Origin of the sequence: Brevundimonas sp. SL130 (assembly GCF_026625805.1) — a bacterium.
Taxonomy (GTDB): domain Bacteria; phylum Pseudomonadota; class Alphaproteobacteria; order Caulobacterales; family Caulobacteraceae; genus Brevundimonas.
In genome coordinates this window covers 911,164-925,395 of sequence record NZ_CP113064.1, presented here as the reverse complement: position 1 = coordinate 925,395, position 14,232 = coordinate 911,164, and the positions used below count along the sequence as shown (strand labels likewise).

Sequence of the window (14,232 nt, the reverse complement as noted above, 5' to 3'; positions counted from 1 at the left end):
CGTCCTACTGTGGCGTCATCGCCTCGTTCGGGCCGACGCCGACCGCGACCGCGCGCTTGGCCCCGGCGGTCTCGCCCGGCTTCATGAACTTGACCAAAACGCGCTGGCCGATCAGCAGAGGCGCGTCGCCGGCCGAAGCCACGACCTCGACCACCCGCTCATCGGTGCGCTGCGAGGGATCGTCCGAAGCCAGTTTGCGGGCGCCGAACACGGCCGCCCGACGCATCACGGCGCCGACATAGACCTTGGTCGTGTCGCCTTCCGGCGTGATCTCGACCGCCTGGCCGTCTGTCAGATTGGGCAGGTCGCTTTCGACCACTTCGGCGCGAACGATGCGCGGGGCGTCCGGCTCCAGGTCGAACATGTTGGAGACGTTGAGGGTCGAGGCGCCGGCGCCGGGGTTGGCGTAACGGCGAACGATCCGACCGTTGCTGGGCGCCCGGATGATGGTCAGTTCCTGATTATAGCGCGCCTGATCCAGCTGGGCGCGGGCGGTCTGGACCGCCGCCGTCTGGGACGCGAGGCGGGCTTGGGCCACGGCGATCTGGTCGTCGGCCTGGTCGATCTTCTGGGCCGCGACGAAATTGGTGGCGACCAGCCGTTGCAGACGGTCGCGTTCACGCCGGGCGGTGCGGATGTCGACGCGGATTTGGGCCAGCTGGCTTTCGGCCTGGGCCACGGCGGCCACCGCGCTCTGCACCGCCAGCCGCGGTTCGTCGTCTTCCTGGCGGGCCAGGATCTGACCGGCGACGACAGCGTCGCCCTCTTGCACCAGGACCTCGCGCACGATGCCGCCGCGACGGGCCGCGATCTGGATGATGCCGCCCTCGACATCGACCTTGCCGTTGGCGATGGCCGCATAGGGGCTTTCGACCTTGGTCGCGGCGGCCTTCTCCTGTTCGGCCTTCTTGGTCTTGGCCGAGGATTGGAACAGCATGAAGCCGACCACCAGCACGATGACCAGCAGCAGGCCGAGCCAGGTGCGTTTTTTCTTCAGAAAGCCGGGCATGGGCGTATCGTCCTAAGGGAAATCGTCGGTGTTTAGTGGGACGCCAGGATGGCGTTCGGATCGGGTATGCGGCGCTGATCGTCCAGGATCTTGCCGTCTTCGATATGGATGACCCGGTCGGCCCAGGCCTCCAGGCGCGGGTCGTGGGTCACGCAGATCACGGCGGCGCCATGTTCGGTGGCGGCGCGGCGCAGCAGCCTGATCACCACCTGGCCATTCTCGCCGTCCAGGGCCGAAGTCGGTTCGTCGGCGAACAGGATCTTCGGGTCCTTGGCCAGGGCGCGGGCGATGGCCACCCGCTGTTTCTCGCCGCCCGACAGGGCCGCCGGCCGCTGGTGCAGGCGATGGCCCAGGCCAACTTCTTCCAAAGCGGTCGTGGCGCGCTTCTTCGCCTGACCCGAGGACAGACCCTGGAATTTCAGCACGGTCTCGACCTGCTGCAGCGCCGTCAGGGCCGGGAACAGGTTGAAGCCCTGGAAGATGAAGCCGCAGTTATCCAGCCGGAACTTGTCGATCCGTCCGGACGAGTATTTCCACAGGTCGTCGACGTCCAGCGCATCGACCCGTCCCTCTTCGGGGCGCAGCAGGCCGGACAGGGCCGCGATCAGGGTGGACTTGCCCGAACCCGACGGCCCCATGACCATGGTCAGGTCGCCATGCTTGGCGTCGAAATCGACGCCCTTCAGCACCTCGACCCACGACTTGCCGGACTTGAACCGCTTGACCAGCCCCTTGGCCTCAATGGCGAAATCGCCATGCTTGCCGTGAACCTTGGTGTGACCGAATGACATGTCGTTCATCGCAGCAGGTCCGCCGGTTGGCTGTTCTTGAGGATGCCCAGCGACAGCAGGCCGGACACCATGGCGATCAGGATCAGACCGATCCCGACGACCAGCAGCAGGCTGAACGGCAGGGCGATGATCACCGCCCCCATCGCAGCGAGCAGAGACAGCAGCCAGGTCAGCAGGATGGCTGCAGCCACCCCGACCACCCCGACCCAGAAGCTCAGCTCCAGCACGATACGTCGCAGACTGCCCATCCCGACGCCCAGGGCGCGCAGCGAGGCGAACTCCTTGATATTGGCCATGATGGCGCCCCTCAGGGTCTGCCAGGTGATGGCGACGCCGATGATGACGCCCAACACGACGCAGCCGCCGATGATGATGACCAGAATGCCTTCCTCGAACATCGACTTGGCGTTGGCGTCCGCCAGCTGCTGCCGCGTCCAGGCCTTCCACTGGCCCTTGCCGATGGTGTTCAACTGGGTCGCCACCACATCGGCCTTCGACGGGTCGCGCAGTTTGATCATCAGCGGCCCACCCATGGTGTTGCCCCACGACTGCCCCAGCATCCGCAGCGAGTCGCGTGACATGACGATGGTCGGCTGCATCATGTTGGGATAGCCGCGCAACACCCCGACCACCGTGACCGTCTGGCCGTCATAGATGGCGCGGTCGCCCAGTTTCACGCCCAGGGTGGTCAGCGCGGACTCATCGACCGCAATGGTGAACGGCTGTCGCAGCGCGGCGACCAGCTCATCGGAATAGTCGACAGGGATCGTCACCGATCCCGGCTGGGTGTCGATGACATTGACCATCACCTGCTTGGAGCGCGGCGCCTTCTGGCTGGCCCGGTCCGCCTGGCTCATGGTCGGATCGATTTCACGGACGTTCTGGAGACTGCCGCCATTGATCTCCATGGCCTTCACCTCGAGCACCTCGGGGTGGTTGTAGGCCAAGGGAATGAAGCGCCGCGGCACGGCCATCCCCCCGCCGAACAACTGGGTCGCGCCCGGCTGCATGATGATCACATCCGCCCGCGACCGCTCGATCGCCGCGGTGAACCCCTTGCCGATGCCGATGAAGACACCGGTCATCGCCAGGACCAGCAGACCCGACAGGGCCAGGGCCATGACGGCCGCCATATAGCGGCGCCACTCGAACAGCAGCGTAGATAGCGCAAGCGACATGATTGCCGATAAACCCCCGATACGTCTGTCTATCTGAGCGAGCACGGCCTCACCGCCAAGTTAAATCGGGGTAAGGCTGACAGTTCGCCGCGTTGCGACGGATGGAGCGAGCCTCTATGGCGTCTCACCCTCTTGGCGACGCCGGCGAAACGGCGCTAGTTACAAGATAACAGACGGAGCGCCGCGTTCCGTTTTCTGAAGGAAACCCTGAATGTCGTTGCCGTCCCTTCGTCTCACCGCTTCGCTGGCCGCCCTGGGCGCCGCGACCGTCGTCCTGTCCGCCCCCGCGACCCCGGCCAAGGCTGACGAGGGCATGTGGACCTTCGACAACTTCCCCATCGCGACGGTGAACGAGAAATACGGCGCCAACCTCGACCAAGCCTGGTTGGACCGCGTGCGCAACGCCGCCGTGCGCCTGCAAGGCTGCTCGGCCTCGCTGGTTTCGGGCGAGGGCCTGATCCTGACCAACCACCACTGCGTCGTCGGCTGCGTCCAGGACCTGTCGGACGCCCAGAACGACTACGTCAAGAACGGCTGGATGCCCGCGACCCGCGAGGAAGAGAAGAAATGCCCCGGCCAGACGGCCGAAATCCTGACCGACATCACTGACGTCACCGACCGGGTCGTCGGCGCCGGCGCCGGGCTTGAAGGCGCCGCCTTCGTCCGCGCCCGCGCCGCCGAGATCGACAAGATCCAGAAGGAAGTCTGCGGCGACGACCGCAAACTGACCTGCCAGGTCATCAGCCTGTACCGCGGCGGCCAGTACAAGCTGTACAAGTTCCGCAAGTACGAGGACGTGCGCCTGGTCTTCGCGCCCGAGTTCCAGGCCGCCTTCTTCGGCGGCGACCCGGACAATTTCAACTTCCCGCGTTACGCCCTGGATGCCGGTTTCCTGCGCATCTACGAGGACGGCAAGCCGGTCGCGACGCCGAACCACCTGGCCTGGAATCCCAATGCGCCCAAGGAAGGCGATGTCACCTTCGTCGCCGGCAACCCCGGCTCGACCTCGCGCCTGCTGACCATGGCCCAGCTGGAGGTCCTGAGGGACCAACAACTGCCCATCGGCCTGATCCAGTCGTCGGAACTGCGTGGCCGCCTGCTCGAATATTCGACCACCGGTGAAGAGGCCAAGCGGGTTTCGGTCGATCCGATCTTCGGCCTGGAGAACGGCTTCAAGGTCACCTACGGCCAGCAGGGCGCCCTGACCGACCCGGCCTTCATGGCGACCAAGCGCGCGGCCGAACAGGAACTGCGCCAGCGCGTCGCCGCCGACCCGGCCCTGGCCCAGCGCATCGGCGATCCCTGGGCCGAGCTGGAACGCGTCTCCGCCGCCCAGCGCGACCTCTACCTGCCCTACCGCCAGCTAGAATCGGCCGCCGGCCAGCGCTCGTCCCTCTACAGTTACGCGAGATCGATCGTCCGCGCCGCCAAGGAACGCGCCAAGCCGGTCGCCGAACGTCGCGCCGGCTATTCGGACGCCGACATCGCTTCGCTGGGCCGTCGCCTGGCGACCGAGACCCCGATCTCGAACGATTTGGAGAAGATCTATCTCGACTTCTGGCTGTCCAAGACCCGCGAATATCTGACCGTGGACAATGCCAATGTGAAGGCCTTGCTGGGCAAGGAAAGCCCGGAACAGATCGCCGAACGTCTGGTGGACGGCACCCGCCTGGCCGATCCGGCCTTCCGCGCCCAGGCTCTGGCCATGACGCCGGAACAGCTGGCCGCCTCGGGCGATCCGATGATCGCCTTCGTCCTGGCCAATGACGACTCGGCCCAGGCCATCCGCACCCAGTGGGAATCGGCCGTCTCCGGCCCGACCAGCCGCGCCGGCGAAAAGATCGCCCAGGCCCGGTTCGCGGTTTACGGCGACAACCTGTATCCCGACGCCACCTTCAGCCTGCGCCTGTCCTACGGCCAGGTGAAGGGCTGGGCCTATCGCGGCGTGACGGTGACGCCCTTCACCGAGATCGGCGGCCTGTACGAGCGCAACACGGGCGCCGAGCCCTTCAACGCGGCCGAGGACTGGGTGGCGGCCGAAGGCAAGGTCAACAAGTCGACCGTCTATGACTTCGTCTCGACCAATGACATCATCGGCGGCAACTCGGGCTCGCCCGTGATCAACGCCAAGGGTGAAGTCATCGGCGCCGCCTTCGACGGCAACATCCACTCGCTGGGCGGCAGCTTCGGCTACGACGGCGAACTGAACCGCACGGTGACGGTCTCTACCGCCGCCATCACCGAGGCTCTCCGTAACGTCTACAACCAGCCCCGCCTGCTGCGCGAACTGGGCGTGCGGCGGTAAGTCTATGCGTCTCCTCCCCATTCGCCTCTTGCGAATGGGGAGGGGAACCGCCGGCGAAGCCGGGGGTGGAGGGGCTCTTCACCACCGCACCGGAGCCTGTCATGTATCGCAGAACCCCTCCGTCACGGCGCGAAGTCGCGCCGCGCCACCTCCCCATTCGCTGCGCGAATAGGGAGGAGACATAGGACCATCCCCATGCGCCTCGCCATTCTCGCCTCCGCCGCCGTCGTCGCCTTCGCCGCCGGCTCCGCCCGCGCTGAAGAAGGCATGTGGACCTACGACAACTTCCCCATCGCCCGCGCCAATCAGGCGCTGGGAACCGACATCGACCAGGCCTTCCTGGACCGTGTCCGCCTGTCGTCGGTAAAGTTCGGGGGCTGTTCGGCCGGCGTGATCTCGGGCCAGGGCCTGGTCATGACCAACAACCACTGCGTCGCCACCTGCGTCGCCAACCTGTCCACGCCCCAGGTCAACTACGCCGAGACCGGCTTCACGCCGAAGTCGCGCGAGGAGGAGCTGAAATGCCCCGGCGCCACCGCCGAAATCCTGACCGACATCAGCGATGTGACCGAGCGGATGCACAAGGCCGGCGCCGGTCTTGAAGGCCAGGCCTTCACCCAGGCTCGCGACGCCGAGGCCGGCCGGATCGAAAGCCAAGCCTGCGGAAACGACCCCAAGATCCGCTGCCAGGTCGTCAGCCTGTACCGGGGCGGTCAGTTCAAACTCTACAAGTACCGCAAATATTCCGACGTCCGCCTGGCCTGGGCGCCCGAGGATCGCGCCGCCACCTTCGGCGGCGATCTGGACAATTTCTCCTTCCCCCGCTTCGCCATCGATGCCGCCTTCATCCGCCTGTACGAGGACGGAAAGCCGGTCGAGACCCCGACCCATTTCACCTGGAACCCGAACAAGCCGACGCAGGGCGAGGCCGTCTTCATCTCCGGCAACCCCGGCTCGACCCAGCGCCTGCTGACCCAGGACCAACTGACCACCATCCGCGACGTGGTCCTGCCTCTGGATCAACTGATCGCCTCCGAGCTGCGCGGCCGGCTGATCCGCTATTCCGAAGAGGGCGAGGAGCAGGCCTTCATCGCCATGGACCCCATCGTGGGTCTTGAGAACACCTACAAGCGCGGGCGCGGCCGGATGGCCGCCCTGATCGATCCGGCTTTCATGGCCACCAAGGCCGCGCAGGAAACCGACTTCCGCGCCCGCGCCGCCGGGTCCGGCGTCGATCCCTGGTCCACGCTCAGCACGGTCCAGCCGGTCGCCCGTGAACTCTATCCCTCCATGGCCCTGCTGGAAGGCGGCACAGGCCTGGGCACGACCTCGGTCGCCGGCGGGTCGCAGCTGTTCGCCTATGCCCGCACCCTGGTGCGCGGCGCCCAGGAGCGGGCCAAGCCGTCTGACCAGCGCCTGCCCGAGTTCGCCGACAGCCGCCTGTCGGGCGTCGAATCTCGCCTGTTCGCCGAACGCCCCACCTATCCAGAGCTGGAGCAGATCCGTCTGGAGTGGTGGTTGTCCAAGACGCGCGAATGGCTGACGGTCGACAACCCCTCGGTCCGCACCCTGCTGGGCAAGGAAAGTCCCGAAGGCCTGTCGGCCCGCGTCGTCGCCGGCACGACCCTGGCCGACCCGGCCGTGCGCCGCGCCCTGTGGACCGGCGGTCTGGCCGCCGTCCAGGCCTCGACCGATCCGATGATCCGCTATGCCCTGGCCATCGACGCCGACGCCCGCGCCGTCCGCGACGCCTGGGAGACGCGGGTCCAGGCCCCGACCGACCGCGCCTCGGAACAGTTGGCCGCCGCCCGCTTCGCCGCCTATGGCGACGCCGTCTATCCTGACGCCACCGGCACCCTGCGCCTGACCTACGGCCAGGTCGAAGGCTCGGACGTTCCCGGCCAGCGGTTCGCCGCCTTCACCACCTTCGCCGGCCTGTGGGACCGCGCCACCGGGGCCGAGCCCTTCGCCGTCGCGCCCAAATTGCTGGCGGCGAAAGACCGGATCGACCCGAACGCCGTCATGGACATGGCCGTCTCGACCGACACCATCGGCGGCTCGTCGGGTTCGCCCGCCATCAACGCCAAGGGTGAGATCATCGGCGCCAATTTCGACTCCACCGTCCTGACCCAGCGCAACGCCTATGGCTACGACCGCGCCGTCAACCGCAGCGTCATCGTCACCACCCAAGCCGTCACGGTGGCCCTGCGCGACGTCTACGGCATGGATCATCTGGTGCGGGAGTTGGGCGTTTCCCGGTGAGCGAGATCGCCTTCCGCGCGGCGACCCTCGACGACGTCGCCGCCCTCCATCCCCTGATCGAACGCGCCTATCGCGGCGAGACGGCCAAGGCCGGCTGGACGCACGAGGCGGACCTGCTGGTCGACACCCGCACCAGCGCCGAAGAATTGTCGGCCCTGATCGCCGATCCCGACCGCGTCATCCTGCTGGCCCATCGGGACGCCGCCCTGATCGGCTGCGTCCAGGTCGCCCGCGTCGGCGACGACCGGACCTATCTCGGCCTGCTGACCGTCGAGCCCAGCCTGCAAGCCTCCGGCCTGGGCCGCCTTCTCCTCGCCGCAGCCGAGACCGAGGCCGTCGCCCGTTTCGCCGCCCGCCGGATGGAGATGACCGTCATCCACCGCCGCGCTGAACTGATCGCCTGGTACCAACGGCGAGGCTACGCTCCCACCGGCGAAACCCGCCCCTTCCCCGTCGATCCACCCCGGCCGGAGCTGGAGTTCGTGGTGTTGGAGAAGGGGCTGTAAACTTCCCTTCCTTCTCCCATGGGAGAAGGAAGCCCGCAGGGCCGGATGAGGGACCGCCGGCGGGCCAACTCGCACCGCCGTGCCCCTCTCCCAGCGGGAGAGGGATCTTTGAACACCCCCTTGCAAAACGGACACCAGCGTCCATTTAGGCGCAAGATGTCGCGCACCCCTCCCAAACCCCTCCGCAAGGACGTCATCCACAACCGCGCCGCCCTGCTCGAAGCCGCGCGCGCCGTTTTCGCCGACCAGGGACTGGACGCGCCCTTGGACCTGATCGCCGAAAAGGCCGGGGTCGGGCGCGGCACCCTGTACCGTCATTTCGCCGATCGCACCGAACTGGCCATGGCCGTGCTCGAGGCCGATGTGACCGACCTGGGCCGCCGCACCGCCGAACAGGGCGAGGCGCCGGAGGTCTTCTTCTGGTTTCTGGATCGACTCGCCGACCAGATGATACGTAACGCCGGTATGGCGGGCATGGTCCGGAACGTCAGGTCGCCCGATGCGCTCACACCCCTGCGGCAGAGCTTGATGGAGGCGGGCGCCGCGTCCCTGGCGCGGGCCCAGGCGGCGGGTCTGGTGCGGGAGGATTTGCGGCCGATGGATATTCGCCTGATCGCCACCCTGCTGGGGGCCGGCTTCCAGGGCGCTGACGAGGCCGAACGTCAGGCGGTGTCGCAGCGCACCCGCGTCCTCATCCTTGACGGGCTGCGGCCCCGGTCTGCGGTGTCCTGATGGCCCGACGCCCCGATCACAACTGGCATCTGCCGTGGGACCAGTATGTCGCCACGCTGAAGCCGCACGAACTGCCCACCCTGCCCGGTTCGCCGGCCACGCCCGACCTCTCGGGCTGGCTCCGGGTCCAGTACGCCCTGACTGGGGTGCTGGTGGCCCTGGTCGGCAGCCTGGGCAGCGCCGCCGTGATCGCCAATCTCAGCAATCTTCAGGGCGAGTTGGGCGTCACCTCCACCGAGTCGGCCTGGCTGCCGGTCGTCTTCGTCATGACCAACGCCTGCATGAACCTGATCCTGTTCAAGTTCCGCCAGCAGTACGGCCTGCGCCTGTTCACCCAGATCTGCCTGACCGCCTTCGTCGTCACCTGCGCCGCCCACCTGGTGGTCGACAACTATGAGTCCACCCTGTTCGTCCGCGCGGTGGCCGGCATGGCGGCGGCGGGTCTGTCCAGCCTGGGCTTTCTCTATATGATCCAGGCCTTCCCGGCGGCCCACCGGCTGAAGGGGCTGGTGATCGGCATCGGCCTGTCCAGTTTCGCCACCCCCATCGCCCGGCTGATCATGCCCGACCTGCTTCAGCTGGACGGCTGGCGCGCCTTCTACACCTTCGAGCTGGGCATGGCGCTTCTGGCCTGGGCGGCCGTCCAGGTGTTGCGGCTGCCCCCCTCAGAGCGTCTGAAACTGTTCGAGCCGCTGGACTTCCTCACCTTCGCACTGTTCGCGCCGGGCGTAGCCCTGCTGGCCGCCGTGCTTGGGCTCGGACGGATCGTCTGGTGGACTGAAGCCGCCTGGATCGGGTGGGCCCTGGCGGGATCGATCCTGCTTCTGACCGCCGCCCTGATGATCGAATATGATCGCCGCAATCCGCTGATCAATGTCCGCTGGCTGACGGGCCCGGACATCCTGCGCCTGTTCGGCGCCATCCTGTTGATCCGCATCACCCTGTCCGAACAGACCTCGGGCGCGGTCGGTTTTCTCAGCATCGTGGGACTGGGGCCGGACCAGCTTCATGGCCTGTTCCTGGTCATTTTCGTAGCCATGGTCGCCGGCATGGCGGTCAGCGCCCTGACCCTGAACCTGACCAAGCTGAACAAGCCCATCGCCATCGCCCTCGGCCTCATCGCCGTCGGCGCCCTGATGGACAGCCAAGCCACGATCCTGACCCGCCCAGCCCAGCTCTATGTCAGCCAGGCCCTGATCGCCTTCGCCTCGGCCATGTTCGTCGGCCCGGCCCTGCTGATCGGCGTCGGCAAGGTGCTGCAACAGGGCGCGCGCAACATCATTAGCTTCATCGTCATGTTCAGCCTGCTTCAGAACCTGGGCGGCCTGGCCGGCAGCGCCCTGGTCGGCACGATCCAGGTGGTGCGCGAGAAATTCCATTCGAACCAGCTGTCCGCCGACATCACCAGCCTGGACCCTCAGGTCGTGCTGCGGATGCACCAGCTGTCCGGCGCCTACGCCTCCACCCTCACCGACCCGGCTTTGCTGAACGCCGAGGGCCCGATCCTGCTGGCGCGCCAGGTGACGCAGCAGGCCAATATCCTGGCCTACAACGACGTCTTCCTGATCATCGCCGGCATCGCCGGCCTGGGCTGCGCCTGGGTCACGGTGGTCCACCTGCGTCCGCGCATCCGCGCCCGCCGCCAGGCGCGACACAACGCTCGCCTAACCGCCGCCCCCACGCCGGACGCCGCAACCGTCGCCGCCGCAGCCGACTGAACTCCGAAAGCCCCGCACGCCGATGACCGACACAGCCCCTGCCCCCGCTCCTGCCGCGCCTGAACCCCGCAAACGCGTCCTCTGGGCCGTGGTGGCGGCCATCGTCGCGGTCTTCGCCGTCGGCCTGGTGCTCTATGCTTGGCAGTTACCGCCCTTCACCGGCCATGTTCAGCGCACCGACAACGCCTATGTGCGCGGCCAGGTGACGATCATCAGCCCCCAGGTCAGCGGCTATGTGGTCCAGGTCCCGGTTCAAGACTTCCAGACGGTGCAACCAGGCCAACTACTGACCCAGGTCGACGACCGCACCTATCGCCAGAAGCTGGAGCAGGCTGTGGCGTCGCTTCATTCGGCCGAGGCGGCCCTGTCCAACTCGACTCAGAGCCAGGCCTCGGCCCGCGGCACGGTGGCCCAACAACGCGCCTCGATCGCCGCCGCCCAGGCCGCCCTGACCAAGGCCCAGGCCGACGCCGACCGGGCCCGCACCCTGAAGGCCGGCGGCTGGGTGTCGCAATCCAATGTGGACATCGCCGTCGCGTCCCTGCGCAGCGCCCAGGCCCAGTTGGCCCAGGCCCAAGCCGCCGAGGGCGTGGCCCAGACCGGCGTCACCTCCGCCGTGGTCAACCGCGACAGTCTGGCCGCCTCCGTCGAGAACGCCCGCGCCGCCGTTCGCCTGGCCCAGATCGACCTGGCCAACACCCGGATCACCGCCCCCCGCCCCGGTCGCCTGGGCGAGATAGGCGTGCGCCAGGGCCAATATGTCACCGCCGGCACCCAGCTGATGGGTCTGGTCCCCGACGTCGTCTGGGTCACGGCCAATATGAAGGAGACCCAGATGCGCGACATCCGCATCGGCCAACCGGTCCAGATCACTGTCGATGCTCTAGGCGGCCAGACCCTGCGCGGCCGCGTCGAACGCATCGCCCCCGCCGCCGGCAGCGAATTCAGTGTCATCCGCGCGGACAACGCCACCGGCAACTTCACCAAGGTCGCCCAGCGGATTCCCGTGCGGATCAGGATCGAGCCCGGTCAGGCGGGCATGGACCGGCTGGCGCCGGGCATGTCGGTGGTGGCCAGGGTGGATACGGGCGGCTGACGGAACCCTCCCCCCCTGCCCTTGGGCGGTCCCAGTCAGGCCGGGGGCGACAGACCGCCAATCGGCAATAAAAACGGCGGCTCCTGCAAAGGAGCCGCCGTTCTCGTGTCAGGCGATGGCGCTGGAGCTTAGAAGTTCCAGGTCGCGCCCATCGAGAAGCCGACGCCATAGCCCTTGGCCTCGCCGCTCAGGTTGGAGATGACCAGGCCGTTGCCATAGACGTCGCGCGTGTCGTTGATCGTCGCCGTATCGATGTCGATATAGGTCACCGCGCCGTCGAAGGTCATGTCGCCCACCGTCTTCGACAGGCCGGCCGAGTACAGGAACCGGTCGCCGTCCGGGATACGAGCGGTGCGGTGATCATCCGGCGTCGGGGTCGGATCATAGCCCAGGCCGGCGCGCACCGTCATGGTCGGATCGATCTTGTAATCGAAGCCGATCGCGCCGGTGGTGACGTCGTCATAATCCTGCACGATGGTCGAGGAGCCGGAGGTTCCGTAGGTCACGCGGATGGCGTCGAACTCGCTCCAGCCGATCTGGTTGACCTGGGCGTTCAGGGTCAGGCGGTCGTTGACGGCGTAGCGGGCCGCGACCGTCGCATACCAGGGGGTGTTGAACGAGGCCACGCCGTCAGCCGAAACATTGGCGGCGGCCAGAATCCCGGTCAGGCCTGAGATGTTCACTTCACCTTCCAGCTCGTGCTCGATCTTGGAACGATAGGACAGACCCAGGTCCAGCTTGCCGAAATGCATCTGCGCGCCGGCGTTCCAGCCATAGTCCCAGCCGTCGCCTTCCAGCTGGTTGCGGCCGTCGGTGCTGGGCGAGACGGCGTAGGTCGATGCGAAGACGCCGGGGATCGCGACATTCGGCAGGGCCGAGCTCAGGGTCGCCTTGGCGTACTGGGCGTCAAAGCCGGCGCCGATATCCAGCCAGTCGGTGACCGTCATGGCCGCGACCAGGCTGACGTTGGCGGAGCGCAGTTCCGACGTCAGGGCGTCGTAGCGGGCGAAGTCGGTGGGCTCGTACTTGGTCGTGAAATTGAACGGCGCCTGGACGGCCAGGCCAATGTTGAAGCGATCACCAATGGGCATGGCGACGGCGAAGTTAGGGATGATGCCGCTCTCGACCACGTTGTGGACGTGCGGGTCGCCGTTCACGGTCTCGGTCGTCGAGCCGACGCCGGGGATATTGTAGGTCAGGCTGGAGCCCGTGTCGTCGACATCGGAGTCCAGGACCAGGCCGTGCATCCCGACATAGACCTGGCGCTCGGTTCCGGCGATGGCGGCGGGGTTCCACCACAGCGACTGCACGCCCTTGTCGGCGCCTTCGCCCGAGTTGGCGCGGCCCTGGCCGCGGGTCGATTGTTCCTGAACATAGAAGGAGCCGGCCATGGCCGGAGCGGCGACGCCGGCCAACAGAGCGGTCGTCAGCGCAAGGCCGCCCGCGCGAGCGAAATTCCTGGGAGTCATAAGCCATTCCTATAGTTTTTCCCCCGCCATTTACTCAGCGGTGGGTATCGGGGAGATCGATCGCACCCAGCGCTTTCGTCAGGAAAGCGTTGCATGCGTGGCCGGTCTCCGCCCGGAAACGGGCGAAACTGTGTCTGAAAAACTGCACACGATCACACCGGCGAGAGGTGACGTAGGGGCAAGTTCATTCCGCAAGTGAGGCGTGACGCGCAACACACAGTTCAGCGTTCCCTATGGGAAAGGAATCCGTCACCGCCGCACAATCGCCTTGCGTATCCATGATAGGATCGCCATCTGATCCCGACGCCGCTGCTGATTGAAACCATGTACGAAACGCCCGAACTGGAAACCGACGCCCTGGTCCGCTCCAGCGCCATCCGCATTCATAAGGCGGAGGACTTCGAAGGCATGCGCAAGGCCGGCCGTCTGGTCGCCGAAGCGCTGGACATGATCACCGCCCATGTGAAGCCAGGCGTGCTGACCAGCACCATCGACGATCTGGTCCGCGAGTTCACCCTCGACAACGGCGGCCTGCCCGCCTGCCTGGGGTACAAGGGCTATGAGAAGACCGTCTGCACCTCGATCAACCACGTCGTCTGCCACGGTATTCCCGGCGACCGGGCGCTGAAGGACGGCGACATCGTCAATATCGACCACACCGTCATCGTCGACGGGTGGCACGGCGATTCCAGCCGCATGTATGCGGTCGGCGAGATCAACGCCCGCGCCAAGAAGCTGATCGACGTCACCTATCAGTCGCTGGATCTGGGTCTGGCGCAGATCAAGCCGGGCAACACCTTCGGCGACATCGGCTTCGCCATTCAGAAGTTCGTCGAGGCCCAGCGCATGAGCGTGGTCCGCGACTTCTGCGGCCATGGCATCGGCCGCATCTTCCACGACAGCCCCAATGTCCTGCACTACGGCCGCAAGGGCGAGGGGGCGGTGCTGAAGACCGGCATGTTCTTCACCGTCGAACCCATGGTGAACCTGGGCAAGCCGCACGTGAAGGTTCTGTCCGACGGCTGGACCGCCGTGACCCGCGACAAGTCCCTGTCGGCCCAGTGCGAACACACGATCGGGGTGACGGAAGACGGGTTGGAAATCTTCACCGCATCACCCGCCGGACTGTTCCGCCCGAACTGAACCCTTGATCCCCGCCCGCCTTC

11 protein-coding genes are annotated in these 14,232 nt (G+C 66.8%); 7 read left to right on the top strand and 4 right to left on the bottom strand.

The annotated features are described in order from the left end of the window. Positions 1-4: 4 nt before the first annotated feature. The 3 genes from OU998_RS04620 to OU998_RS04610 are packed head-to-tail and all read right to left on the bottom strand — an operon-like array spanning position 5 to position 2,978. A complete protein-coding gene (locus OU998_RS04620; protein ID WP_267515668.1) occupies positions 5-1,009 on the bottom strand; it encodes an efflux RND transporter periplasmic adaptor subunit in 1,005 nt (334 codons plus the stop codon). Positions 1,010-1,041: 32 nt separating this feature from the next. After that, positions 1,042-1,809, bottom strand: a complete 768-nt coding sequence (locus OU998_RS04615; RefSeq protein ID WP_420709800.1) for an ABC transporter ATP-binding protein — start codon at positions 1,807-1,809, stop codon at positions 1,042-1,044. Beyond that, positions 1,806-2,978 carry an ABC transporter permease gene (locus OU998_RS04610; protein WP_267515667.1) on the bottom strand — a complete coding sequence of 391 codons (1,173 nt, stop codon included), beginning with the start codon at positions 2,976-2,978 and terminating at the stop codon, positions 1,806-1,808. The genes OU998_RS04615 and OU998_RS04610 overlap by 4 nt, the downstream gene beginning before the upstream one ends. A 211-nt stretch (positions 2,979-3,189) precedes the next feature. On the opposite strand from OU998_RS04610, the gene OU998_RS04605 reads away from it, so the two are divergent. From OU998_RS04605 to OU998_RS04580, 6 genes are all read left to right on the top strand, one after another. Next, entirely contained in the window at positions 3,190-5,283 is a 2,094-nt protein-coding gene (locus OU998_RS04605; RefSeq protein WP_267515666.1) for a S46 family peptidase, read from the top strand. A 195-nt stretch (positions 5,284-5,478) separates the two neighbouring features. Next, a complete protein-coding gene (locus tag OU998_RS04600) occupies positions 5,479-7,545 on the top strand; it encodes a S46 family peptidase (RefSeq protein ID WP_267515665.1) in 2,067 nt (688 codons plus the stop codon). Next, positions 7,542-8,051 carry a GNAT family N-acetyltransferase gene (locus tag OU998_RS04595; RefSeq protein WP_267515664.1) on the top strand — a complete coding sequence of 170 codons (510 nt, stop codon included), beginning with the start codon at positions 7,542-7,544 and terminating at the stop codon, positions 8,049-8,051. Before OU998_RS04600 ends, OU998_RS04595 begins: the two co-directional genes overlap by 4 nt. A gap of 156 nt (positions 8,052-8,207) precedes the next feature. After that, on the top strand, positions 8,208-8,783 hold the full coding sequence (locus OU998_RS04590; RefSeq protein WP_267515663.1) for a TetR/AcrR family transcriptional regulator: 576 nt from the start codon (positions 8,208-8,210) through the stop codon (positions 8,781-8,783). Next, on the top strand, positions 8,783-10,501 hold the full coding sequence (locus OU998_RS04585; RefSeq protein WP_267515662.1) for an MFS transporter: 1,719 nt from the start codon (positions 8,783-8,785) through the stop codon (positions 10,499-10,501). Before OU998_RS04590 ends, OU998_RS04585 begins: the two co-directional genes overlap by 1 nt. Before the next feature lie 22 nt (positions 10,502-10,523). Further along, positions 10,524-11,597 carry an HlyD family secretion protein gene (locus OU998_RS04580; RefSeq protein WP_267515661.1) on the top strand — a complete coding sequence of 358 codons (1,074 nt, stop codon included), beginning with the start codon at positions 10,524-10,526 and terminating at the stop codon, positions 11,595-11,597. Positions 11,598-11,725: 128 nt separating this feature from the next. Here the strand turns inward: OU998_RS04580 and OU998_RS04575 are convergent, their stop codons facing one another. Continuing rightward, on the bottom strand, positions 11,726-13,066 hold the full coding sequence (locus OU998_RS04575; protein ID WP_267515660.1) for an OmpP1/FadL family transporter: 1,341 nt from the start codon (positions 13,064-13,066) through the stop codon (positions 11,726-11,728). A gap of 324 nt (positions 13,067-13,390) precedes the next feature. Here OU998_RS04575 and map point away from each other — a divergent pair, with 324 nt between their 5' ends. Beyond that, positions 13,391-14,209, top strand: coding sequence for a type I methionyl aminopeptidase (gene map, locus OU998_RS04570; protein ID WP_267515659.1), 819 nt, complete (start codon positions 13,391-13,393; stop codon positions 14,207-14,209). Positions 14,210-14,232: the final 23 nt, after the last annotated feature.

Bases quoted from the DNA above. Each gene is read 5' to 3' on its own strand.
- OU998_RS04610 (WP_267515667.1), bottom strand. From the start codon at position 2,978: ATGTCGCTTGCGCTATCTACGCTGCTGTTCGAGTGGCGCCGCTATATG.
- map (WP_267515659.1), top strand. From the start codon at position 13,391: ATGTACGAAACGCCCGAACTGGAAACCGACGCCCTGGTCCGCTCCAGC.
- OU998_RS04615 (WP_420709800.1), bottom strand. From the start codon at position 1,809: ATGAACGACATGTCATTCGGTCACACCAAGGTTCACGGCAAGCATGGC.
- OU998_RS04585 (WP_267515662.1), top strand. From the start codon at position 8,783: ATGGCCCGACGCCCCGATCACAACTGGCATCTGCCGTGGGACCAGTAT.
- OU998_RS04590 (WP_267515663.1), top strand. From the start codon at position 8,208: ATGTCGCGCACCCCTCCCAAACCCCTCCGCAAGGACGTCATCCACAAC.
- OU998_RS04575 (WP_267515660.1), bottom strand. From the start codon at position 13,066: ATGACTCCCAGGAATTTCGCTCGCGCGGGCGGCCTTGCGCTGACGACC.
- OU998_RS04620 (WP_267515668.1), bottom strand. From the start codon at position 1,009: ATGCCCGGCTTTCTGAAGAAAAAACGCACCTGGCTCGGCCTGCTGCTG.
- OU998_RS04580 (WP_267515661.1), top strand. From the start codon at position 10,524: ATGACCGACACAGCCCCTGCCCCCGCTCCTGCCGCGCCTGAACCCCGC.
- OU998_RS04605 (WP_267515666.1), top strand. From the start codon at position 3,190: ATGTCGTTGCCGTCCCTTCGTCTCACCGCTTCGCTGGCCGCCCTGGGC.
- OU998_RS04600 (WP_267515665.1), top strand. From the start codon at position 5,479: ATGCGCCTCGCCATTCTCGCCTCCGCCGCCGTCGTCGCCTTCGCCGCC.